The organism is Aquimarina algicola, from assembly GCF_006443095.1.
Taxonomy (GTDB): Bacteria; Bacteroidota; Bacteroidia; order Flavobacteriales; family Flavobacteriaceae; genus Aquimarina; species Aquimarina algicola.
Genome location: NZ_VFWZ01000002.1, coordinates 552,305 through 575,534 on the forward strand (window position 1 = coordinate 552,305; position 23,230 = coordinate 575,534).

Annotated in this window: 29 protein-coding genes and 1 tRNA gene; 6 read left to right on the forward strand and 24 right to left on the reverse strand. The window is 31.9% G+C overall.

The annotated features are described in order from the left end of the window. The 4 genes from lptC to FHK87_RS06340 are packed head-to-tail and all read right to left on the reverse strand — an operon-like array spanning position 1 to position 3,915. Positions 1–561, reverse strand: a complete 561-nt coding sequence (gene lptC / locus FHK87_RS06325) for an LPS export ABC transporter periplasmic protein LptC (RefSeq protein ID WP_140591623.1) — start codon at positions 559–561, stop codon at positions 1–3. Further along, entirely contained in the window at positions 561–1,931 is a 1,371-nt protein-coding gene (locus tag FHK87_RS06330) for a tetratricopeptide repeat protein (RefSeq protein ID WP_140591627.1), read from the reverse strand. The genes lptC and FHK87_RS06330 overlap by 1 nt, the downstream gene beginning before the upstream one ends. 20 nt (positions 1,932–1,951) lie before the next feature. Then, positions 1,952–3,187, reverse strand: a complete 1,236-nt coding sequence (locus FHK87_RS06335; RefSeq protein ID WP_140591632.1) for a porin family protein — start codon at positions 3,185–3,187, stop codon at positions 1,952–1,954. After that, complete coding sequence (locus FHK87_RS06340; protein WP_140591635.1) at positions 3,184–3,915, reverse strand: type III pantothenate kinase; 732 nt, start codon at positions 3,913–3,915, stop codon at positions 3,184–3,186. Before FHK87_RS06340 ends, FHK87_RS06335 begins: the two co-directional genes overlap by 4 nt. A 98-nt stretch (positions 3,916–4,013) precedes the next feature. On the opposite strand from FHK87_RS06340, the gene FHK87_RS06345 reads away from it, so the two are divergent. Further along, a tRNA-Phe gene (locus FHK87_RS06345) sits at positions 4,014–4,086 on the forward strand. Between the two features lie 106 nt (positions 4,087–4,192). Here FHK87_RS06345 and FHK87_RS06350 read toward each other — a convergent pair. The 6 genes from FHK87_RS06350 to FHK87_RS06375 all read right to left on the reverse strand — a co-directional run bounded on the left by FHK87_RS06350 (position 4,193) and on the right by FHK87_RS06375 (position 8,144). Then, the gene (locus FHK87_RS06350) at positions 4,193–4,615 is read right to left on the reverse strand and encodes a hypothetical protein (protein ID WP_140591638.1); all 423 of its coding nucleotides are present in this window, start codon (positions 4,613–4,615) and stop codon (positions 4,193–4,195) included. Between the two features lie 8 nt (positions 4,616–4,623). Then, complete coding sequence (locus FHK87_RS06355; protein ID WP_140591642.1) at positions 4,624–5,376, reverse strand: SDR family oxidoreductase; 753 nt, start codon at positions 5,374–5,376, stop codon at positions 4,624–4,626. Then, positions 5,373–5,852, reverse strand: a complete 480-nt coding sequence (locus tag FHK87_RS06360) for a DUF1097 domain-containing protein (RefSeq protein ID WP_140591645.1) — start codon at positions 5,850–5,852, stop codon at positions 5,373–5,375. The genes FHK87_RS06355 and FHK87_RS06360 overlap by 4 nt, the downstream gene beginning before the upstream one ends. Positions 5,853–5,881: 29 nt before the next feature. Beyond that, positions 5,882–6,622 carry an SDR family oxidoreductase gene (locus tag FHK87_RS06365; protein WP_140591649.1) on the reverse strand — a complete coding sequence of 247 codons (741 nt, stop codon included), beginning with the start codon at positions 6,620–6,622 and terminating at the stop codon, positions 5,882–5,884. A 130-nt stretch (positions 6,623–6,752) separates the two neighbouring features. Beyond that, on the reverse strand, positions 6,753–7,679 hold the full coding sequence (locus tag FHK87_RS06370) for a helix-turn-helix domain-containing protein (RefSeq protein WP_140591653.1): 927 nt from the start codon (positions 7,677–7,679) through the stop codon (positions 6,753–6,755). Positions 7,680–7,772: 93 nt separating this feature from the next. Further along, entirely contained in the window at positions 7,773–8,144 is a 372-nt protein-coding gene (locus FHK87_RS06375; RefSeq protein WP_140591658.1) for a winged helix-turn-helix transcriptional regulator, read from the reverse strand. A gap of 169 nt (positions 8,145–8,313) precedes the next feature. On the opposite strand from FHK87_RS06375, the gene FHK87_RS06380 reads away from it, so the two are divergent. Together FHK87_RS06380 and FHK87_RS06385 are read left to right on the forward strand one after the other, a co-directional pair. Then, on the forward strand, positions 8,314–9,081 hold the full coding sequence (locus FHK87_RS06380; RefSeq protein WP_140591663.1) for a nuclear transport factor 2 family protein: 768 nt from the start codon (positions 8,314–8,316) through the stop codon (positions 9,079–9,081). Position 9,082: 1 nt separating this feature from the next. Continuing rightward, entirely contained in the window at positions 9,083–9,307 is a 225-nt protein-coding gene (locus FHK87_RS06385) for a DUF2798 domain-containing protein (protein ID WP_262711244.1), read from the forward strand. A gap of 146 nt (positions 9,308–9,453) precedes the next feature. Here the strand turns inward: FHK87_RS06385 and FHK87_RS06390 are convergent, their stop codons facing one another. The 9 genes from FHK87_RS06390 to FHK87_RS06430 form a co-directional block, all read right to left on the reverse strand. Beyond that, positions 9,454–9,738, reverse strand: coding sequence for a hypothetical protein (locus FHK87_RS06390; protein ID WP_140591669.1), 285 nt, complete (start codon positions 9,736–9,738; stop codon positions 9,454–9,456). Positions 9,739–9,776: 38 nt separating this feature from the next. Beyond that, positions 9,777–10,205 carry a group III truncated hemoglobin gene (locus FHK87_RS06395; RefSeq protein WP_140591672.1) on the reverse strand — a complete coding sequence of 143 codons (429 nt, stop codon included), beginning with the start codon at positions 10,203–10,205 and terminating at the stop codon, positions 9,777–9,779. A gap of 12 nt (positions 10,206–10,217) precedes the next feature. Continuing rightward, a complete protein-coding gene (locus FHK87_RS06400; RefSeq protein WP_140591675.1) occupies positions 10,218–12,488 on the reverse strand; it encodes a nitric-oxide reductase large subunit in 2,271 nt (756 codons plus the stop codon). Between the two features lie 5 nt (positions 12,489–12,493). Continuing rightward, positions 12,494–13,213, reverse strand: coding sequence for an iron-sulfur cluster repair di-iron protein (gene ric / locus FHK87_RS06405; RefSeq protein WP_140591678.1), 720 nt, complete (start codon positions 13,211–13,213; stop codon positions 12,494–12,496). Next, positions 13,200–13,655 carry a hypothetical protein gene (locus FHK87_RS06410; RefSeq protein WP_140591681.1) on the reverse strand — a complete coding sequence of 152 codons (456 nt, stop codon included), beginning with the start codon at positions 13,653–13,655 and terminating at the stop codon, positions 13,200–13,202. Before FHK87_RS06410 ends, ric begins: the two co-directional genes overlap by 14 nt. 44 nt (positions 13,656–13,699) lie before the next feature. Next, complete coding sequence (locus tag FHK87_RS06415) at positions 13,700–14,131, reverse strand: RrF2 family transcriptional regulator (protein WP_140591684.1); 432 nt, start codon at positions 14,129–14,131, stop codon at positions 13,700–13,702. 256 nt (positions 14,132–14,387) lie between these two features. Continuing rightward, positions 14,388–14,837, reverse strand: coding sequence for a GNAT family N-acetyltransferase (locus FHK87_RS06420; RefSeq protein WP_140591687.1), 450 nt, complete (start codon positions 14,835–14,837; stop codon positions 14,388–14,390). Between the two features lie 84 nt (positions 14,838–14,921). Continuing rightward, positions 14,922–15,407: an OsmC family protein gene (locus tag FHK87_RS06425; RefSeq protein ID WP_140591690.1), complete on the reverse strand. Its 486-nt coding sequence runs from the start codon at positions 15,405–15,407 to the stop codon at positions 14,922–14,924. 145 nt (positions 15,408–15,552) lie between these two features. Beyond that, entirely contained in the window at positions 15,553–15,966 is a 414-nt protein-coding gene (locus FHK87_RS06430; RefSeq protein WP_140591694.1) for an amino acid-binding ACT domain-containing protein, read from the reverse strand. Positions 15,967–16,176: 210 nt separating this feature from the next. Here FHK87_RS06430 and FHK87_RS06435 point away from each other — a divergent pair, with 210 nt between their 5' ends. Next, a complete protein-coding gene (locus FHK87_RS06435; protein ID WP_140591697.1) occupies positions 16,177–17,091 on the forward strand; it encodes a LysR family transcriptional regulator in 915 nt (304 codons plus the stop codon). A gap of 44 nt (positions 17,092–17,135) precedes the next feature. On the opposite strand, the gene FHK87_RS06440 is transcribed toward FHK87_RS06435, so the two are convergent. Beyond that, positions 17,136–18,104 (reverse strand): sodium-dependent bicarbonate transport family permease, encoded by a 969-nt coding sequence (locus FHK87_RS06440; RefSeq protein WP_140591700.1) that lies wholly within the window; start codon positions 18,102–18,104, stop codon positions 17,136–17,138. 74 nt (positions 18,105–18,178) lie between these two features. Further along, positions 18,179–18,493 (reverse strand): hypothetical protein, encoded by a 315-nt coding sequence (locus tag FHK87_RS06445; protein ID WP_140591703.1) that lies wholly within the window; start codon positions 18,491–18,493, stop codon positions 18,179–18,181. A gap of 297 nt (positions 18,494–18,790) precedes the next feature. On the opposite strand from FHK87_RS06445, the gene FHK87_RS06450 reads away from it, so the two are divergent. After that, positions 18,791–19,636 carry a phosphatase PAP2 family protein gene (locus FHK87_RS06450; protein ID WP_140591706.1) on the forward strand — a complete coding sequence of 282 codons (846 nt, stop codon included), beginning with the start codon at positions 18,791–18,793 and terminating at the stop codon, positions 19,634–19,636. 45 nt (positions 19,637–19,681) lie between these two features. Here FHK87_RS06450 and FHK87_RS06455 read toward each other — a convergent pair whose 3' ends face one another. Further along, positions 19,682–20,671 carry a DUF3829 domain-containing protein gene (locus FHK87_RS06455; RefSeq protein ID WP_140591709.1) on the reverse strand — a complete coding sequence of 330 codons (990 nt, stop codon included), beginning with the start codon at positions 20,669–20,671 and terminating at the stop codon, positions 19,682–19,684. A 198-nt stretch (positions 20,672–20,869) separates the two neighbouring features. Here FHK87_RS06455 and FHK87_RS06460 point away from each other — a divergent pair, with 198 nt between their 5' ends. Beyond that, positions 20,870–21,340 (forward strand): hypothetical protein, encoded by a 471-nt coding sequence (locus tag FHK87_RS06460; RefSeq protein ID WP_140591711.1) that lies wholly within the window; start codon positions 20,870–20,872, stop codon positions 21,338–21,340. Between the two features lie 51 nt (positions 21,341–21,391). Here the strand turns inward: FHK87_RS06460 and FHK87_RS06465 are convergent, their stop codons facing one another. Together FHK87_RS06465 and FHK87_RS06470 are read right to left on the reverse strand one after the other, a co-directional pair. Beyond that, positions 21,392–22,180 carry a zinc-ribbon domain-containing protein gene (locus FHK87_RS06465; protein WP_140591713.1) on the reverse strand — a complete coding sequence of 263 codons (789 nt, stop codon included), beginning with the start codon at positions 22,178–22,180 and terminating at the stop codon, positions 21,392–21,394. Positions 22,181–22,324: 144 nt separating this feature from the next. Then, positions 22,325–23,230: a hypothetical protein gene (locus tag FHK87_RS06470; RefSeq protein ID WP_140591716.1), complete on the reverse strand. Its 906-nt coding sequence runs from the start codon at positions 23,228–23,230 to the stop codon at positions 22,325–22,327.

Sequence of the window (23,230 nt, forward strand, 5' to 3'; positions counted from 1 at the left end):
TTACTCCTCTATAAACATTACACCATCATTAATTCTTGAATTCAAGATAGTAAAATCTTGATTAGCATCAAAACCATCTGCTTCATTAATATTACCATCAGGCAAAAAGCTTTTGTAAGGATAATCTGTAAATATCCAGTTTATTTTTTGATCCCAATATAGCTGTTCAGCCTGAAGATGTGTACTATCAGCTGTTTTAATATCCACGTTACCACGCATATCTATAATACCTGTTTGCTGATACGAAATGGCATAATCTGATGTAACCACACTTACTTTTCCTTCTTTATCAATAATATCAAGGATGATGCCTTCTGGAAATTCATGATATGCAAAAGACTTGTTTGAGTAATCCAATATTTTTGGTGTTTTAAGTACAGCTGTTAATCGACCAGAATCTGTATATTTTAAATTCACCTCAAATGCCTCCGCAATAGGAGCTTCTTTCTGTACAAGCATACCTGAAGGTTTACTTTCTTCTGACTGGCATGAAAAAAACATTGTCACAGCAATTGCTGTGACAATGTTTAATAATATATGATGTTGTTTATAATTTTGCATTACAACTTTGGAACTCTTACAGTTTCTCCAATCCAGCATCCTATAGAAACAGAACTTATTCCTGGATTATTGAAGATATCAGTTTTTGTAGGTGCTTTTGCTTTATAATTAGCAGCGTATTTATTTGCACTACTTTTTAAACTTGGATCAACTTTCCCTGCTCTTCTTGCATAATTTTCTGCTAACCAATATACTGCTCTTTTAGAGAACACATCATTACCACAGCTATTAGCACTACTTGCGATCATACTTGCAATCCTTAGATAACAAACTCCCATAGATGGTTTTTGTTGTAATGCTTTTCTGTAGTAAGATCTTGCTTTTCCTTTACTACCTTGTTTTTTCATTACTTCTCCAATTTTGAAGTATACTTTGGCCTTATCACTAGCTTTGGTTTCTAAGTCTGCAGATTGATTAAAATATTTCAATGCTGTAGATGTTTTCTTATCTTTTAAAGCAAGTATCCCTAGATAGTAAGCTGTTTTAGCAGAAGGCTCTAATTTGTGCTGAGACTCCACAAGCTTAAAAAATAATGGATCGTCTGTACATTCTTTTGAATACATTCTTCTCGAAGCACTTTTTACCCAATTAATGTCTGATTTTTTAGCTTCAAACTGACCATTATATAAAGGTATAAGGTTTTTACAATCAGCTAGCTCACCTAATTTTTGATTGATACCAGATTTTACTTTACTAAAGGCAGTCAAGTTAATTCCTGAATTTTTTAATTTTCTTTTTTCTTTAGAACTTAATGCCGTTCCTGCCTCTTCTTTTTCTGTAAGAGTAGCAATTATTTTTGCTAGTCTACTTTCTTCTGCTTCGATTTTTTCTGTTACCTCATCATACGAGTCAAAAACTTCTTGAAGTTCTTTTTTCTTCTCTCTATGTAAGTCAACTAAAAGTGAAAAGTAGGTATATAATTTCTTTGGTCTCTTAAAGTTAGCCTTATCTTCAGTATATGCTTTATTGAACTCTGCAAACTGGCTTGCTTTGTCTCCTATTTTGTTATCATACATGATCTGACCGATATCAGAATGCATGTCTCCTATTTTGGTCTTAGCTGGAAAATATTGAAAACGCTCTTTCCATAAAGTAATTTTTTCTTTTGCAATGCCAAGCTTATCTCCATCGGCTGCTTTTTTATATTTTGCTTCCAGCAATTTTTGTCCAAATTGATATGTAGCAAGACTGTAACTTGGGCAATCTTTTCTTACTTTCCATAAAGGCTCTTCAGCAGAGTCCCAATTCTTTACTTTAGCATGCTCATAAGCTATCGAAGCCGTGGTTGCGCAATCTGTAGCCTGAGCATTTGTATTTGCTATGCCAAGAACTACTCCTGCTGCTATCGTAAATAAAGTTTTAGTATTCATAGCTATAGTAATTATTGTATTTAATTATATTTTATTTTTCTAAACCATTTATCATTCAATGATAATCCTAAAGAGAAATTAAAGTATTCTTCCTTTACTAATCCAAAATCTGTTTTTCCTCTTTGACCATACTCAAATCCTAGATTAACATTTGAGAAAAGTCTTCCAACAGGTAACCCTAAACCAAAAGATATGCCAAACTCATCTATAGACTCTCCATTAATATTGAATCCTGTCTCTTCATATCTAAATCCTGCTCTATACACAACTCGACTAAGATAGCTGGTGAGCGAATTATATTTAGGTATATAATACCCCCCTACTTTATATATTGAAGCGTTTTTATATTCTACATTTCGTTGGGTTAAAAAAGTATCTTCAAAATCTTCAGTACCTCTATACCCATATTCTGCCCCTACAAACCATTTTCTTTTCTCTCCGATACCTCCACCAACTCTAAGCTCTGCCGGGAGATCAATATCTTCGTCAATATCTTCTATGCCTTGGCTTTGTATTACTACTTCACGATTAGCAGAATTTATAAGCACAGTAGCTAAGTCTCGTTCTCGTTCTGTACCAATTGAGAACGACGGTGCTCCCGATGCTGATAATGAAAGTTCAAGCTTTTCAGTTATCATAGCATTATACATCATCCCAAAAGACATAGTAAACGCAGATAAATTAATCTTATTTTGTTCCCTTGTATCAAATTGTACTCCTGACCTACTTAAGATTGCTTTATTTTCTATGTTACCAAAATTATAATTTAAATCTAAACCAACACTAATATTCTTGTTAACTTTAAATCCGGTTGATACAAAAACTTTATTTAAACCTCCTTCTCCTGTAAACCTACTCTCTCCATTGCTAGACTCTAATTCATAACCAACAGATGTAGTTGGCATCACTCCAAACCCAAAACCAAATCTACCGGCAGGAATACCTACTACTAAATAATCCAGAGAGGCATTTTCTCCTGATGAAGATTCTGTTTGATTACTAAAATTAAAGTTATTGTAAGACGCTCCTATACCATATGTGGTAAGCGCCAAACGACCATAAGCTGCAGGATTTTGAAGATTTACATGTATGCTATCTCCTATAATACTCAATCCCCCCATAGATCTGTTCTCTGCCGTCCCCTTGAATTTAGGAAGTCCTAATCCATAAAAAGAATATGGTGACGATGTTCCTTCTTGAGCACTAGATATTACGGTAACATGTACCAATATAACTACTAAAATCTTTTTTATCATTTATTTTTATTAATGGATAAAATGTGGTTTAATCCTTCCAATAAAAAATTGGAAGTGGCAAATATGCTATTTTTTAATCTTTTAGACAAAAAATGTGCATCTCCTCCGGTTAAAATAACTGTTAAATCAGGATAAATGTTGCAATATTCCTCAATTAGTCCATCAATTTCGTGCAAAACTCCAAAAATCACCCCCGAATGTATTGCTTCGTTTGTACTCTTTCCTATAAGATCTTCTGGAGATTTAATTTCTAATAAAGGTAATTTTGCAGTATAGTTATTGAGACTATGATATCGAAGTCGAATTCCCGGGGCTATCGCTCCTCCCAAATACTCTTCTTTGGTATTTTTAAAATCATATGTGATACAAGTACCTGCATCTATAACCAAAACATTTTTATTTGGATATTGATCTACTGCCGCCGCTACCAAAGCTAACCTATCTATTCCTAAAGTTTGAGGGGTTTCATATAAATTTTTGAATGGAAATGTAATTAAATGATCAACAACAAGAGTAGAGAATCTTTTTTTTACAAAATCAATATTTTCTTTTTCTAGATTAGACACAGAAGAAATAACGGCATTTGAAAGCAGTGGGTAATCATCTTTTATTTCTCGCACTACTTTCTTAAAATCAACTTGTTGAACATTAGTTTTATGTACAAGTCCTGAGTGGTTAAAAACTCCTATTTTGGTTAATGTATTCCCTACGTCTATAACAAGATTCATGCTTATTTTTGTAAGTTGTAAAAATACAAAACGATTTTTTTTATTTTTTCTTTTGATGATTAAAAAAAGCGTTCTATATTTGCATCCGCTTACAACAAGGTGCCTTAGCTCAGTTGGTAGAGCAAAGGACTGAAAATCCTTGTGTCCCTGGTTCGATTCCTGGAGGCACCACCTTAAAAGCCCAAACAAATTGTTTGGGCTTTTTTTATGTCCATCTAATGTTTTATCCTTTGTCGAATAAAGATTACAGAAAAATTTAAGTAATTCAAAACTAGATTTAATAATCTGCCTGCCCTATATCTAATCGATAAATTTTCCCTTGATCATTAATACGAAATTTAAAGTATGTCTTAAAATCCCCCCATTTTTTGGTATGAATTTTCCCATAAATAGATAAGCCATTGTCTTCGATTTTATCCAAACTGATAAACCACTCTTCTCCTATAGCATGGGTAGAAAACTTATGAAAATCCCTTAGTTTTCCATCATCATATAACCGAGCATCTTTTGTAAAAAAAGATAACCAAAGTTTCGAATTACCTCTTTGCCAAGCCTCAAATGCTTGCTTAATCGTATTATTTGTAATCATATCAACATCTGTGGATGTTGCTCCTTTACGTTCACGATTTTCTTGCTGGCCACAGGCACTAAAAAAGGATACCATCATTAATATGTATATTGAATATATTGTTGTTTTCATTATAATATTTATTGATTGGCCCCTCCATTGACAAGCAGGTGTTGTCCGTTCACAAAAGATGATAAATCACTGGCAAAAAATTCTGCCGCATTTGCGACATCCTCAACTTCGGCCAGCCTTCTCATCGGGCAGCTATCGATTAATGATTTTCTCAATTCAGAATATGCTTCGGGATCTGCAAATATACCCGCATGATCAACTGCAAAAGGAATAATAGAGTTTACAGTAATACCACGATATCCAATTTCTTTTGCAAGTACATCTACCATATATCTTGGTGTAGTTTTGCTTCCTCCATAGATTGCCATTCCTGGAACAGGGAAAGCAGTTGTACTTGATGCTATGTAGATGATTCGCCCATTGTTTTCAATATTTTTAGCAGCTTGTTGCATGGTGAAATACGCTCCTTTTGTATTTATAGAAAATAACGTGTCAAATTGTTCTTCTGTAAATTCAATAACAGGAGTCTCGACCATCTCTATTCCTGCGTTGGCTACCACAATATCAATTTTACCAAATACTTTCTTTGCCTCATCAAATAAACGATTAATATCTAGCGGTTTACTTACATCGGCTTGTATTGCTACAGCTTTGCATCCCATCGCTTCAATACTTGACAAAGTCTCTTCTGCTGATATTTTATCTTTTGAATAATTGATAACAATATTGGCTCCAAGAGCGGCATATCGTTCTGCTATTGCTTTGCCCAAACCTCTTGCAGAGCCTGTTATCAAGGCTGTTTTATTTTGTAATGTATTCATTCTTTTTTATTTTGAAATTTCTTGTTCACATATTTAAGTCCCGTATCATTGATTACCGCAAAAACCACTCCTACCATGATAGGAATCAACAATTGGAGTATTGGTATTGGTTTTAACTCAGGGTGAACTCCAAAAAAGATGATCAACCCAAGAAACCAAGCAGGGATATTATTTAAACCTTTGATTTTTGATAAATATGCCAAAGAACCAATAAGCACAAAAACTGTTGATGGAAACCCAAAAGTTCCTAATATGGGAACAAGCAAACCGGCTATAGATCTAATAAGTACTCCCATTACTATACCCATAAGTATCTGTAAAAAACTAGGAATATATGCTTTGATAGATTTCCCAAACAAATAATAACTTACCCAAGCAAGAAACATAGCCCAGGTAGGCCATTCTAAAGAGAATGAGATAAACACAGCCAATGCTCCGCATAGCCCCATAATAAGGGCTGTTAAAAATGTTTTCATAATATTCAATGATTAAATGAGTGAAATTGCTATGCCATTGCTCCGTTGGCTCCTATATTTTGAGCAGAAATCCATTTGGCTTCATCACTTGCCAGAAACACTACTATCTTTGCAATATCCTCTGGTTCTCCAATGCGGCTAAACGCTGATAAAGAAGCTAATTTATTGATCACAGTTTCTGGTTTTCCTGAGGTAAACAATTCTGTATTTGTGGGGCCTGGGGAAATTGAATTTACATTAATACCTCTATACCCAACTTCTTTTGCAAAAACTCGTGTCAACTGCTCGACAGCAGCTTTTGTAGCTACATAAGGCCCATAAGTAGGCAACATAATTCTATTAACAGAGGTTGAAAAATTGATTATACTTCCATTTTCTGCTAATCGTGTGGCTGCTTCGCGAAGCGTATTAAACACGCCTTTTATATTTACATTTAATTGTTTGTCAAAATCCTCATCTGTGGTATCTTTAATAAGCGTATTTATCATAATACCGGCGTTATTAACCAAAATGTCAACTTTTCCGTAATGCTCGATAGCAGCATCAAAAAGTTTTTTTACATCTATTGTACTACTTACATCAGCTTGCAAAGCTATAGCATCTCTACCAATAATTTTAATCTGTTCTACAACCGCTTTGGCTGCTTGTTTACTCCCTGAGTAATTGACAATCACTTTTGCTCCTGCTCTTGCAAGACAAATTGCTACTTCTGCTCCGATTCCTCTTGATGCGCCTGTTACAAGGGCTACTTTTCCTAATACATCACTCATTGTTTTATATTTTTTAAATGATACTAAATGTTTATTGAACAAAAGTAGTGTGGTAAGCAATCTTGTATGTTGCAAATTCTAAAGCATCATTTGCATATTTTAAATATAAATAAGGAAAGAGAAAATTCCATTATAGATTATTTTGCTCCTTTCTATATTGAATAGGAGAAATGTTTACATGTTTTTTGAAATAATTACTAAAATGTGCAGTTTCAGAAAACCCTAATACATACGCTATTTCTTTAATAGGCATAGATGAATTTTGTAATAAAGATTTGGCTTCTACAATAGTTTTATCAGCAATCCAAGTACTAATAGATTTTCCAGTTTTGGTCTTTACAATATTACCTAAATAGTTAGGATGTAGGTTTTGCGTATCTGCATAATCCTGAATTCTAAATACCTGTTCTGTTTTTCTTTCAATTAAATCACGATAGTGTTTTTCTAACGACTTTTTAAATGATTTAACGATTTGTGAACTTCTGTTTCCTTCATAAATTGGATTGTAATCTTCCCAAAAGTACGCTTTGATTTTGTAAAGTAAGATTGCTAAAAGGTGACCGATAATTTGATATTTATCAAGAGATTGTTCAGTATACTCTTTATGAATTTGTAAATAAATATTTTCAGTTTCATTATAAAATTGATCACTCGCAATTTTTGGACTAATTATCTCTGTAAGTAAAAAAGGAAATTCAGAATAAATATCCTGACGTATATATTGTTTTAAGAATGTTTCATCAAAAGTAATAAGATATACTTCTTCAATTTTTTCCCAACTGAATGTTCGGTAATTACTTGGATTAGTAAAGTAGATAGAATGGGGTTGAACTTCAAAAGAAGTATCATCGATAGTATATTTCCCTATGCCTTCTTTTACAAATAGAAATGAAAAATAATCCGGTCGAAATGATAATGATTCATAAGGAAGTTTAAAATTTATTGCTTTTAGATTAAGAATAGCAAACCCTTCTTTGGCTTGAATCATATCTACGGGTAACCCTAAATGAATATATAATTCATATAATGATTTTGTTTCAGGGTTTTCATTTTTCATTGTTCTAAATATTCATTTCGAAATTAAAATAACTTAAAGTAATGAACCTTTATCATCAAAAAAACAACTTTATTTATAGTTCTCTTTTAATTCCTACATCTCAGAAGACAATTTCTTTTTTTCTTCTTGTTTTTTTATAAAAAAAGTTCTGTTAGCATCTCCCCATTTCGTCATAGTTTCAATTACAGGAATCAATGACTTCCCAAAATCAGTTAAAAAATACTCTACTTTTGGAGGCAATACCGGGTAGATAACCTTTTTTACAACACCGTGTTCTTCTAATTCTTTTAATTGTAGATTAAGGACTCTTCTGCTAGCTTCAGGATGACGTCTTTGTAATTCACTAGGCCTTCTGATTTCGTTATTAATAGAATCAATAAGACAGGGTTTCCATTTCCCACCGATAACTTCGACCGTAATACTTATTCCACAATCAAAGTTCTTTGGTATCTTTTTCTCGTACATCTTTTATCATTTAAAACCACACAAATATAGTTTTTTTATAGGTACAAAAATGTTCTTATGTTATAAAACATACATATAGATAAAATTATCAGTACTAGAATATTTTTACCGTAATTGCACCCATGTACATATGCTTATACATTTGTATTGTAAATCTAAAATTAAAAAAATGGAAATTTCGATTAAGGAAAGAACGGCTGCTATTCAAAACAGTATAGAAACTGAAACTTTAGAAGAAATAGGATTTATTAATACAAAACAATACAAGCAACATAATATTAATGTGAGTGATGGTTTTGATGCTATCGTTGCTTTACATGAAACTATGCCTATGGACAAAGTTTATGTTAATGTAGTGCGAGCATTTCAGGATGGAGATATTGGTTTTGTACATGTAGATTATTTTTTATTCGAGCCAACAGTTGCTTTTGATATTCATCGTTTTGAAAATGGAAAGAGCGTTGAGCATTGGGACAATCTACAGACTAATCCCAAAAAAGTAAATAAAAGTGGTCGTACAATGGTAGATGGAAAAACCAAAGCTATAGACCATCATAAAACAGAAACCAATAAGTTGATCGTCAAAAGGTTTGTTGAAGAAGTCTTAATAAACAATAATGTAAGCATAGTTACAGATTTTTTTGAGGACGACATGTTAATTCAGCACAACCCACATATGGGAGATGGTGTGTCAGAATTTTTTAATGTCATGAACGAATGGAAAAATCAGGGAACTCCTATGGAATATACCCGAGTTCATAAAGTTTTGGGTGAAGGCAATTTTGTTTTGATTTTGAGTGAAGGCAATTTTCAAGGAAAACATTCTTCATTTTATGACTTGTATCGTATTGAAAACGATAAAATTGTTGAGCATTGGGACGTGATAGAAGAGATTCCACCTGTCGAAGATAGAAAAAACAACAATGGTAAATTTTAAAATGAAATACTACACGTACGTCAATACCTTGTTTATTGTTCTCCCCATGACTATAATAATGGCCTTGGTTGGATTATGGTTGAATGACGGATTTGTAGAACATTGGATTTATGGTTTTTTAAAATCTTGGATAATCATGGTACCAATTGCTTATTTTTCAGTACTCATTATTTTACCATTGGCAAAAAAAATAACTGATAAAATTTTTTACCCCTGTAAAGATTGAGTAGAATCAAAAAAATAAGTTTTAGTAAGTATTTTAATATTTGATGAATACTGCTAAAGTCTTATATTCAAAAAATTGATTTTATTCTTGAAGCCCAAACAAATTGTTTGGGCTTTTTTATTATAATTACCTCTCCTAAAAATGAGTTAGATAATGTTATTAATAGCGACTACAATAATGCTTACGACAATGCTTGCTATAAGCAAATCAAAACTCAACTTTGGTTTTTGTTGAGATAAAATTGCACCATTGTAAAACATACATAAGATTGTAACTATGAATAACTGAATCATTTGTAATATTGAGTTCCCATTAGCTAAAATATACATAGCTGCAGCAGATCCTAAACAACTTTGTCCTATGATAGCGATAGGTGAATAACCAATAATTCCTTTTTTATACTCTTCTAAAGAACGTTGATAAATTTTCATGATACTTATCTTTTAAAAAGCCTACCTGATTAGTTTTCTTAAATTGGCTTTTGGTTTTTATTATTAATTTCTATTTGATTCTGAGGTCTATTCTTCCAAATCATTAAATACTGACCTGTTGCCATTCTACGAGCTGCGTCTTTTGCTCTTTGTGCTATGTTTCCTTCAAAAAAACTATCAATGGTCTTAAACCAAAGCTGTAACCATATTCCAAAATGAACTTGATCAATGGTATGATTAAGATTTTGATCTACTTTTTTATGAGCTTTTCCTGGATTCCCTTTGAAACAAGCTTTTCCAAACAAAGTGGTCATCCAAAAGTCTGTTAGTTTTTCTATATGTAGAGACCATTGTTTTTCTGAAATATGATTATTGAAGATTGGGCCTAATACCGCATCTTTACGTATAGCTTTATAAAAGCTTGACACTAATAAGAAGACATCAGCTCTATTATTTATTTCTTTCATTTTTTAATTTATTTACGACATAGCCTTATAGGTTTTAGCAGTATAATCTGACTCCTGAGTAGTTTTTCCTTTTTTCCTAAAACAGTACAAGGTTTCTTGTATTGCAAACCAGCAGAAATAGAATATTCCTATAGAAAATAGAATATCACCGATAATGCGAAGCCATTTGAGAGTTTGTACAGTAGGTGAATACAATAACTCTGCATCCCTAGCAAAGGAGTATCCTTTTGTGATCGAAGTATAAGCTTGTATTACCCCTACTGGCAGCAAGCTTAGAGCAACCATTGCTATTAAGCCAATATTCAAGAACCAAAATGCTCTTTTCAATTTTGGAGAATCCCAAACTCTATTTGAATAAAGTCGAAGGCAAATAATGATAAAACCCATTCCCAGCATGCCATATACGCCAAATAAAGCAGTATGGGCATGCACAGACGTAGTATTTAATCCTTGAATATAGTATAGAGCTATAGGTGGGTTTATTAAAAAACCAAATACTCCTGCTCCTACCATATTCCAAAAAGCTACCGCGATAAAGAAGAATATAGGCCATTTGTATTTTTGCATCCACAGGTTTGATTTTAATAAATTCCAATTCTCTCGAATTTCAAATCCCATTAAAGTTAGCGGTACTACTTCTAAAGCACTAAAAGTAGCTCCAAGCGCGATAGCTTGCACCGGGGTTCCAGAATAATACAAATGATGAAGTGTACCAATAATCCCCCCTGCTAAAAATATAGTCGCTGATGCAATAGAAGCTTTACCTGCGGTTTTTGCCGAAAGCACTTTCATTCTTAAGAATATAAATGCAATGATCACTGTAGCAAAAACTTCGAAAAAACCTTCTACCCATAAATGTACCAACCACCACCTCCAGTAATTAATAACCGGTAAACTACTATTTTCTCCATACATCAAACCTGAAAAGAAGAACATACCTATGGCCATTACAGATATGAGTAATATGATTAATAAATGTTTGGCATCATCATTTTTTTTGATCCCATATAGTATATGTCTTCCAACCATAACTACCCATAATACTAAACCAATACCTAGAAATATTTGCCAAAACCTACCCAAATCCATATACTCATACCCTTGGTGACCAAAGAAAAAATTAGTAGTCAAATCAAGAAATTGGTGTACTCCCAACCATTCACCTAGCATAGATCCTAATACTATAATGAGTAAAGCGACAAAAAGAAAGTTAATTCCAAAAACCTGATATTTCATCTCTTTACCACTTATCATAGGAGCTAGAAATAAGCCCGTAGCTAACCAAGTTGCTGCAATCCAAAATACGGCTAATTGGGTATGCCAGGTTCTTGTAATTGAATACGGTAAAAAACTTGCTAAATCAAAACCAAAAAAGGCCTGACCTTCTACGGTATAATGCACGGTTAGTATACCCAAAATGATTTGTAATCCGATTAGCAATGAGACTATTATAAAATATTTCAATACTGCTTTTTGAGATTTTACAAGTATTATGTCTTTCAAAGGATCTTTTTCTGGATGTACAAGAGCTTCTCCTTTTTCATGATTTCTTATATAGTAATACACAAGTATACCTATAAACAGTAAGAGTAATATTATTGAAAATCCCGACCATATCTGAGAATCCGGTGTAATTGTATTATCTATTAGAGGTTCATAAGGCCAATTAGAAGTATATGTATACTCTTTATTTGGTCGATTGGTACTAGCAGCCCATGATGTCCAGAACAAAAAGGCATTCAATTGATTTAATTTTTGAACATCGACCAAAGCTCCCTTAGGAATAGCATATTGTTCATGACCTTGAGAAAAAATTGATGAATAATAAGATGCATTGCTCTTGAGTGCATTGTATTTGGCAAGAGATATTGTTACACTATTATCTGTTGTATTAAATGTATTAGTTTTAATATCTTTAATCAATCTTGCTTTTAAAACTGCTTTTTTCTCAACATCCAAATTTTCATATTCTTCTTGAAATTCTTTTTCGGCCCATGCATCTAGCATGAATACAGCTTCTTTATGAATCCAATCTGCGGTCCAATCCGGTGCCACATAACTCCCGTGTCCCCATATAGAACCAACTTCCATTCCTCCAATAGATTCCCAAACATTTTGCCCTTCTTGAATATCTTTTTTGGTTAATACTACTTCCTGAGTTTCTTTTACTATTACTTTATCAGGAATAGGTGGTTGTGTCTGATAAATTTCTGTTCCCACCCATATTAAAGCTATAAACGATAGTATTACTACGCTTATAAATCCGATCCAAACTTTCTTCATTTTATTTATTTTAGGCTATTTTCTGTTTCTATTGCTTTTCGGAAAAGAATATTATTTTCCAGGTGAATATGTTTGTGTAAATCTTCTTCAAACTCTTGTAACATCGAGAACGCAACTTTATAAGTTGTACAGGCATCTTCTGGTGGAGTATAATTATTACTTATACTTGAAATTATTCTGAAACGATGTCCTTCATTATCATGTTCCTCATGCATCATGGCAATTGGGTTTTCAACAGAGTTGAACGATATAGAAACATCCACCTTATTTCCTTTCTTTGCTTTAACCAGTTTTTTGAAATATGGAAAAAGAATCAATTCTTCCTTTTTCATATGTTTAGTAAGTTCATCCGCACTATCTGTAAAAAGCTCTCTAATCTTGAATAATTCAGGATGGTTTTGCCCATGGACTTTGCATAGCTTATCTAAATATTGTTTAATCTCCGGTATTTTATTTTCTACATATTTATGATGATTGTTATATATATAATCTGATAAGAAGCCAATATCCCAAGATTGATAATCATTGACATCTTTTTTCAATTCGGTATCAATATTTAATTCTTCAATAAGTTGCTCGATAATTAAATCATTATTTTGACAAACCTCAGCTATGGTACGGTTTCCATTACAACAAAAATCTATTTGATGATTCTTAAAAATAGTAGCGTACTTATAGTCTTCGGCTACGATATCACTTACTAAAGTTTCTTTACATATTTTCATTTGTATTTATTTTAAAAAGTTTTATTCCGTAAATAATTAAGGCACTCACTTTTGCTACTTCTAGTATAACATACCACAAATGCAAACGGCTTTTAGGAACTTCTGTACCTTCAATGATTAAATTGGCTCGATGATCTAGAGCTGGTAACAATCCCAAAGTTTGTATCATCAAAATGGCGAGAGGGACTAAAAGAAGAATGAGAAGTGTTTTATCTTTTCGAAGGTTTCTTGAGAAAAGAACTCCTAATAGTATCAGAATGCTAAAGGTAATTTCAACTTTATTCAACGTTCCAAATACTAATTGACCTATACCTAGTCCTATCTCTTTGGTCACACCTGGGGCTTGAAATTTCAACCAGGCCTCCATAAAACTTATAGCACCAATGAAACCTATCCAAATAAAGGTGAAACCTGTAACAGTATGCTCTTTAATATTTTTCATAAAAGATTAAAGGATCTTTTTATCCTTTTTTAAATTAAATTTTTTTATCGTTTCAATATTGTTAAATCTCCATTTAGATCATTTGCTAAAATTTGTAATGATGTACTCTCTAACATATTTCGGAGGTCATTTCTTATCTCGACAAATCTATGATGCAAGGGACAAGGAGAATTCGCATCACATTGTTTTAATCCCAAACCGCATCCCGTATAAATAGCATCTCCATCAAGTACCCTTATAACCTCACTAAGTTTTGTATTCATTTTCTCTTCTTCTATTATAAATCCTCCATAAGGTCCCTTAATTGATTTTACTAAATTATTTTTAGTAAGTTGCTGTAAAACTTTTGCAGTAAAGGCTTGTGGAGAATCTATTTCTTTGGAAATAGTATTCAAACTCACCTTATTATTTTTAGAAGTTTGTTGAGCAATAAAAATTATTGCACGAAGACCGTATTCACAAGATTTTGAAAACATACTACAAAGTTTGTAACAAAACTACGTAATATTCTTATAAAGGACAAAAATATCCTTTATAAAATAACCTTATTTTGATTCTTGATGTATGAATAATTGAACCTTAATTAGGTTCAATTATTTTATTCGTATAAACTCTATGAAGAGTAAACTTCTAATAAGTAAATAAAAATCGGATACCACTATAAATCCTAAATTGTAATGTTTAATTCTATTTCTGAAGACTTCATTATAAAAAAGTAATATCGTAAATCAGTTATATACTATTTTTGCATAATAACATCACTTTTTTATCATACATATCATTCGTATTACACCACTTTAATTTCTTTTCTATAGATTCAGGAATTGTTCCGTTTTGATACATTTCAAACCCAAATCTGGTATAAAAATTCAACAAATTTTCAAAAGGCAAACACCAAATAGTAGATTGCTCAAACGGGTTTTTGTCGATTAAACCACTTACAATATGCGCTGCAACTCCCAAGCCTCTAAAATTCGAAAAAGTATAAATCCCGCCAAGTTCTATATTTGTATCATCTATCTTTACTAGCCTTCCTAATCCGGCATTTTCATCTTCGACATTGGCTATTACAATAAATTCGTTATCATAAGTAGAGTTTACAAAATCAACTTCTCCATATTTAGCATTTACCCAATCTATTTCATGTCTTTGTGCTTGCTTGATTGTTACTTTTCTCTCCATTAGCTCTTACTTTATATCTACACATTAGTATAATCTTCTATGTATTTAATATAAATGTAATCAATTTTGGTATAGAAGTATCTCTTATAATTTTGAATCTTCTTCTACCAAACACTTAGGGTTATGTAGTATTTTGAAATTAACAGAGTTTGCAATAAAACACAAATCATTTGCTTTGTTATGCAATTCTATAGCTTTTTCTATCATAGCTGTATTTGCGACTACTACGATTGGATTAAGGTATATTGTAGAAAAACAGCCACTACCATTGTTATTTTCAATCATAGTCCCTGTAGCGCTGTCTTGATATTGAGTTACAACTATTTTAGACTCTGAACATAAATGCAAATACCATAACATATGGCAGGATGATAGGGATGCTACTAATAGTTCTTCTGGGTTATGTTTGGTTTTATCACCTCTATAAGCCGGATCAGACGAACCTAAAATATCAGGTTTATTAGCAATAGATATTGTATAATTTCTCTTAAAACTTCTATAACCAAAGGTTCCTTTCCCTCTGTTACCTGTCCATTGTATTGTTGTAGTATAATGATGTTCTTTTTTCATCTTTTACATAGTGTTTGATTATCAGTTACAACCATAAAAAACCTACTTTACTCGATAATCGAGATTTAAATGCTCCGAGGATTGCCCCGAAATTAAAAGTCATTTCTCTTTGAATGCCTCGCGAGCTTGCTTCAAGGTTCTTTATTTATATAATATAGTCATCACTATCCCACCATTTTTTCATCCATTCTTTTGAAATTTCTTTCCCTTTATTATAATCATCTACAACCATGATTAATTGATTTGAATGGTCACTATACTGCGTTAGAATATTAACATTGGCATCTGCAAGTTCACTACAAAACATGCCCAATTGCCCTGGGATATCTTGTCTAAGTTTTTGAATAATTACATCATTAATTTTCATATTTTTTATTCCGACTTTTTCTAGTTCTGTTTTTGCTTTGTCAGCTTCTTTTACTAAGAAATGAGCTATTGAATGTTTTCCATTCTCAAAAACTCCACCTCCTTCTAGACTAATTTTATTTTCTCCTAATACTTTGCCCATAAGTGCCAATTGTCCCGGCTTGTTTTGAAGTAAAATCTCTATGTCTTTCATACTTTATAATATTTAATATTGAACAAAATAAATTGAATTGATAGTCTTACATTTCATTCTAAACTGAACAATGAAAGAAGGAAGGTTTATTTCTATAGTTCTATTAATCCCTGTGCTGTATAAAAATTAGCATTCTTAAAATCTAAATAAGATGCCTTTACATCATTATACTTTCTTTATATTTATTTCAATTTACATCATATCTTTTTTATGAATTATACATTGCATCAATTGCAGATTTTTTTAAAAATCGCAGAAAAACAAAGTATTACAAAAGCGTCAGAAGAATTACATCTTACGCAACCTGCGGTATCTATACAATTAAAGAACTTTCAGGATCAGTTTCCGATTCCGCTTACCGAGGTAATAGGACGTAAACTATATATTACAGATTTTGGAAAAGAAATTGTTTCTGCGGCACAAAAAATCTTGCATGAAGTACAAGAAATCAATTATAAAACAATGGCCTATAATGGTCAATTATCGGGCGTTTTAAAAATTTCAATCGTTTCTACCGGAAAATATGTTATGCCTTATTTTTTATCTGATTTTATTAATCAACATGAGGGCATTGATTTAGTTCTTGATGTCACAAACAAAGCCAGAGTTTTAGAGAATCTAGAAGAAAATACTGTTGATTTTTCTTTGGTTTCTGTGCTTCCTAAAAACATAAAAGTAGATAAAATACAATTGATGGAAAATCAATTATACCTGGTGGGGAATACAACAAAAGCTTTCAAAAAAAAGCAATATGATACTTCTATCCTCACAGAACTTCCTCTTATTTATAGAGAACAAGGATCTGGTACTAGGCACACTATGGAGCAGTTTATCGATAAGAAAAACCTATTGGTAAGAAAAAATATGGAACTTACCTCTAACGAAGCTGTAAAACAAGCAGTAATAGCAGGATTAGGATACTCTATTATGCCATTGATAGGAATACGAAGCGAACTTGACACCGGTAAGTTACAGATTATCCCTGTAAAAGGTTTTCCTATTAAATCGCATTGGAATTTGATCTGGCTAAAGAACAAAAAGTTTTCTCTCGTCGCAGATGAATTTTTAAAATATATCGAAAACAAAAAAGATGATATCATTAAACAGAAATTTCAATCTATATAGATAGAATTGGACTCACTCTATACAGATTGAAACTAAAATGATACTTAAATAGCATAGTTTTGGATAATATATAGATATAGCGGCATCCCCAAAGTAATATTAAAAGGAAATGTTATAGCTAGTGCCATAGGTATATACAGTCCGGGATTTGCTTTTGGTGCTGCCAATCGCATCGCCGCAGGAACCGCTATATATGATGCACTGGCAGCTAATATTGCAAACAAAAATCTATTACCTACACTGTTGGTAAAACTAGAACTAATGATAGCTACTGCACAACCATTAATTACAGGAATAACAATAGAAAATAACAATGCAAACCAACCTTCTTTTAGAAATGAAGAAAGTTTTTTACCACTGGTAATCCCCATATCCAGAAGAAATACCGCCAGAAATCCTTTAAAAATATCTGTTGTGAATGGCTTTATTCCTTCTGCTTGCTGATCATTTGCCATAAAACCAATCACCAAACTACCAAGAATAAGTAATACACTACCATTTGTGAGTGAATGTTTAATCACACTAGAGAATTGTATTTTATCCTGATCGTCTTTGTTGTAAATAGAGATAAGTAGTACTCCTATGATAATAGAAGGAGCTTCCATCAACGCCATAACCGCAACCATATGACCTCCAAAATCAATTTTTTCTATTTCTAAAAAAGAGATCGCAGTTACAAAGGTTACTGCACTAACAGAACCATAGGCCGCAGCTATAGCACCTGAGTTTGGAACACTGAATTTTCTTCTTAAAATAAAATAAGTGTAAAATGGTACTACCAAGGCAAGTACAATACCAAACAAAAGAGACCATACAATCTCCATATCAAAATCACTGTGAGCAAGCTCCTGACCACCTTTGAACCCTATAGAGAGTAATAGGTAAAGTGATATAAATTTTGAAGAATTTGCCGGAATTTCTAGGTCACTTTTTAATTGAACTGCAAAAATTCCTAGAAAGAAAAATAAAAGTGCGGGATTGGTAAGATTATCAATCAATAAATGTAAATCCATAAAAGGGTAATACTAGTACCTTATTATAAAGGCAAGCTGTTAAAAAATGTAAGAAAAAAATGATATGCTATTATTTATTTTACTAATTCAATCTCTATAGTACCATTGATTTTAATCTCATAGCCCTCATCTCTAGCTTTGATAATAATATCTTTGATTTTGTTCTTCTCTTCTTTTAATTCAAGAACCCGTTGTTCTGAATGAGAGGTGTCTTCATTAAATCTTTCTTTAACACTAATGATTTGACAGTTATGATGTCTTATCTTATCAGCGATAAGTGATAGCAAAACATCTGCTGCGTCTACTGGAGAAAAAACACCCTCTACGAGTTTAATTTTCTTTTTAGTGTTTCCTAACTGATCTACTGATTTTTCGGTATCTAATTTCATGTTGTTTAAACTTTTTTTGTTTATTAGGTCATAAATACACCGCAAAAATGAGAAGACTTTTTTATATATAATAATTTATATTTATTATGATAATCATAAAAATAATTTATGATTAATCTTTTTATGGATAAGTGATTCTAGCTATTATTTCTTGATTTTCGCTTCTTGATAATTGATATCGTATCACTTACAATTTTATTTAATTCTATAAAATTATTCTAATAATGCTATTATTTTAATATAAATTCATTTGTTTTGTATGCTAAAGCTTGTAACAAATAAGGATTAACTTTTATTATGAAGCAGTCTAAAACTCTACTTGTAAGTATTCTACTATCATTTTTTACCATTTCTTTTTATTCACAATCAGATTCTATTCCAAAAGAGATGACGATCTGGCAAACCATCAAATATGATGGGGTGTCTGTTTATAAAGGTGTAAAGCATTCTTACACACAACCATTTAAATGGAAACAAAAAGACTGGGCTACTTTTGCAGGAGTAATGGCGGGTACGGCTACGCTATTGGCACTTGATGAGCCTGCTAACCAATATTTTGCAGATCAGGGAGAAGATATCCCAAGCGGAGTAAAAGAAGTAGCTTTTAGATTTGGAAAACCATTAGTTAATTATGGATTAACAACTAGTGTTTATGCTTTAGGGCTCATTACAAAAAATGAAAAAATAAGAAAAACCGGAGTATTATTAATCGCTTCTGCTACGGCTGGAGGATTGTTACAAACTGCAGGTAAGACCTTAGTAGGCAGAGCCAGGCCTTTGGAAGGAGAAGGAGCATTTAGCTTTAGGTTCTATTCTGGAGGAGATGCAGCATATCACTCTTTTCCTTCTGGTCATACTATTCTCTCTGTAACTACGGCATATGCTATAGGAAAACAGTTTAAAAATCCATTTATAAAAGGCGGGATTTACGCAGTAGGTTTATTATCTCCTGTTTCGCGTTTATGGGAAGAAGCACATTGGCTAACAGATGTAGTATTAGGAGCTGCAATTAGTGTTTTTATTGTTGAAGGTATAGATAATTACTTTAAAAAGACCGAACGTTACGCATATAATAAAAAAGATAAAATAAAATGGAGTCTTAAGGTTGGTGCCGGTCAACTTGGTGTTGTAGGTCGATTTTAAAACTCCATTTTATTTTATCCTTACATAAGGAGGTCTATTATTACATTATTTCATCCTGTTAGATTCTTTTATAAGTTCACCAAAGGCTTTTGAAAGTTTTTCGGGAGATACTTTTACATATTGTTTCCCCATTCTCCCAGCTCTTTTTACGATAAGATCAAATTCTTTTTTATCCTTTCCTACTTCAGAAATTTGTTGACTCATCTTGATATAGTCTGCTACTTTACTATTAAAAATGGATAAGAAATGTGGGTTTCTTACTTCTTTCTTTAAAATTTCTTCATTTTTAGCTAAATCATTAAACATTTTAAAAGCAGTCACAATCGTATCTGTTTTTTTATCATATACTTCAAAGTTAATTTTGTTCATTGTCGTATAATCGTATTGTGATGTGTATTGCAGATGTTCTCTCATATGCTCTATAAGCATTGTATGTGCGTATAAAACCTCTTTCCCGTTAGTTTTATAAGATTCTAATTCAAGTTTAATAAAATTTTTATCCATGATCTCTATTTGTGCATTAAACAACGAATCAACAGATGCAAATTTTTCAAATGCTTCTAGTACAGTTGGATTGAGTTTTTTAGCTTTTTCATAATTGTCTTTTTCATGATCATTGATATCATAATAGTCTATAAGCTCTCTAATAACTTTATGTAGATTTTGATATGCTTCAAGATACAATGCGGCACTTTTATCCAACCCGTCCATTTTTGGCCCTTTTACAATATAAGTTTCCATTTTCTGTAGTTCATAAGGTCGATCGGTATTCAAAAAAGGTGAAAATGTCATTCCTGCACGTAATACCCCTGTCTTTGTATCCACACATTCTACATACTTGATCTCTGCTTCTTGTGCTGCAGGAGAAACATAATTAGAGACTGCTACATAGGCATTATATTTATTTACAAGTGCTGTATCATGCAAAGGATCTTCATTCTTGTCTAAATATAAAGCTGCTTGTTCTTTATTTGTTTCTTTACAGGAAACCAAACATAATAATAGTATAATTAAAAAAGATGTAGTGCTTTTCATTTTAATAAAGTATTGATGATTTTACACTTACAAATTTGCTGTGTTTTTTGAGATAAAAACCCCCTGAAAACAGTGAAAATAAAGAACATAGAAACTAAATTACTATCAATTTTTCACTGAAAACAGGGTATTAACACATACTTATAATTCTTTATTTTGAGATTATTACACTTTTTACAAAAGTTTAATTTCAATATCATGTATATACCTTATCATACTTTATACAAAATCTTATTTCTATGTTTATGTTTCTTTATCTCATCATGTGAGATTGATTGCGATGATGATGATTATGACGATTGTTATGATTATTTCTTTGATGATTGTCATGATGATGATTATTCCGCAGTGATATCTTTTACTCCTCCAGAATGGATTTACGGTACTTGGATAATTGAAACAAACATTATGGAAATACAAAAAATTACATTTGTGGAAGATCTAATATTTTTTGATATCGAAGAGGGTAATGTTGTAGATCTAGCCGAATCTATAGAAAATTATGGCCAATACATAGAAGAAAACATGAATACACAAAGAGAATATCGATTTGCTGTTTTTACTGGATATGATCAATTTCTTTTTGAATATCAGTTTATCAGACGCTCTGAAAATTCTTTTGAATATTCAGACAGTGATGGGGTCACGGCTATTTTCGTAAAGAATTGAACATGATATCTACAATAATTTTTTGACAAGAGAATTATGATTAGGTTTATATTATTGTATAGTATCCAACATAGGGATTTGATCTACTTCTTCATCATTATAAAAAGTAATCAATTTATATTTATCCGCAAATCTTCCTTTTAGGTCTGCATCAGTAGGTGTTTTTACCAAAACTGTATTGTATTTGCCTTGTACTCCTATAAAATACTCATCAAATGTAGCCTTTGTATACTCATCCAAACAAATTTCTACCGCTTTTATAAATTCCTTACGGTAACCAGCTTTGATCTTTTTGATATCTCTAATCTTTAACAAAACCAATACCTTATTATTATTGCTTTTCGAATAATATCTAATCTTATCCATATCAACATCAGACTCAATAGTGTAAGACATACAATTACTAAGATAAGTACTAATAGAATCTGTTTGATACGTAATTGATGTATCGAGTTGCTTAAAATCTTTATCGATCCATTCTTTTCTTACATCTTCATGCTTCGTTAATTTTTTTGCCGCAGATGGATTGATCGTATGATAAATTAATGAAAAAAGAAATAGTCCGATAATAAGTACTATCGGAACAAGTGCTAATATCCCTCCTATACTATGCCACAAAGGACGTTTTACCGGTATCTTTTTATTTAGTTTTTGCAATGCTCTCAACATCTCACTTGTGAACTCACGTTCTCGAAATGTTCTTTTACAGTGTTGACACTCTGCAACCGAGGTTCTTGACACAGGAAAAAGAGGAATCCAAAATAAATGAAAGTACTTCCCAAAAGTAGTGACCATAAAGGTATCTCTATTTTTGCAAAAAGAACACTCTGCCCCATTCATGTTACGTTTTTTAAGAACAGAAGATCGAAGTCCATAAAAAAGATCATATCTTAAATATATTTTAAGTTACGAAATTAATGATTTGCATACAGTACTATTTCACTGTATTCAGTAGTTTTATATTCTCCACAATAAAATTACTTTTCACTGTACTACAGGTAAAAATATTTCTGCTTTCCACTGTAATTCGTCTCCTCCTTGCATTGGATTATTGTAGAAAATTTCGAGGGGTTCTGGTTTGACTTTTATATTATTTTTCTGTGCATATTCCAGTAAAGTAAACCATGCCTCGTCACTGGTTCTATAATTACCATAATATGTTGCTTTTAAACTTTTTTGTGATACTAGTTTCTTATAAGATATATCTGTTTCTATTGGTAATGAATCTTGATATTGTGCAGGAAATCCAAAATAAAGTTGAATACTGTCTGTTGATTTGTTCCAATGATTAATTTTTACAAAAGGGTATCCTTTTTTTTGAATTCTATACTCTAATAATTTAGGGTGAAGATAGGCATTAGACCTCATCATTTCATTGGCTTTTTTGTATCGTTTTGTTTCAGAAGAAATGATCAATCCCTCTAGGGCGGGGCTATTTTCTTCTCCTTGAATCACAACTTGAAAACGATTTGTATAATATTTAAGCCTTTTTCTAAAATCTATGATATCTTTTTTTACTGTTTTTACTATTGATGAAGAACCTGTTAATACCTCAAGACGATGTTTTATCACATTATTTCTTGCTACAATACCTACTGTAACGTTACTAATTGTATCGTGTATACTAGTAAATGTCCAATCCAACAATACTTCTTCTCCCTTTATTTTGGTAAGCTGTGTTACGTTTTTAAAAAGTATTGTGTCAATTAATCTTACATATCCCGGAGTTATTGAGTCTTTTTTTGATTTCAGACTCTTTACTTGTTGATATACACTACCCGGGGCTGCATTGGCTCTAAATGTGATCTCATAATCATATTTTTTTATCCAAAAATACCAAATCGCTGCTCCACTGATCAGAATCAAAATAGTCAATACAACCTTTCTCAT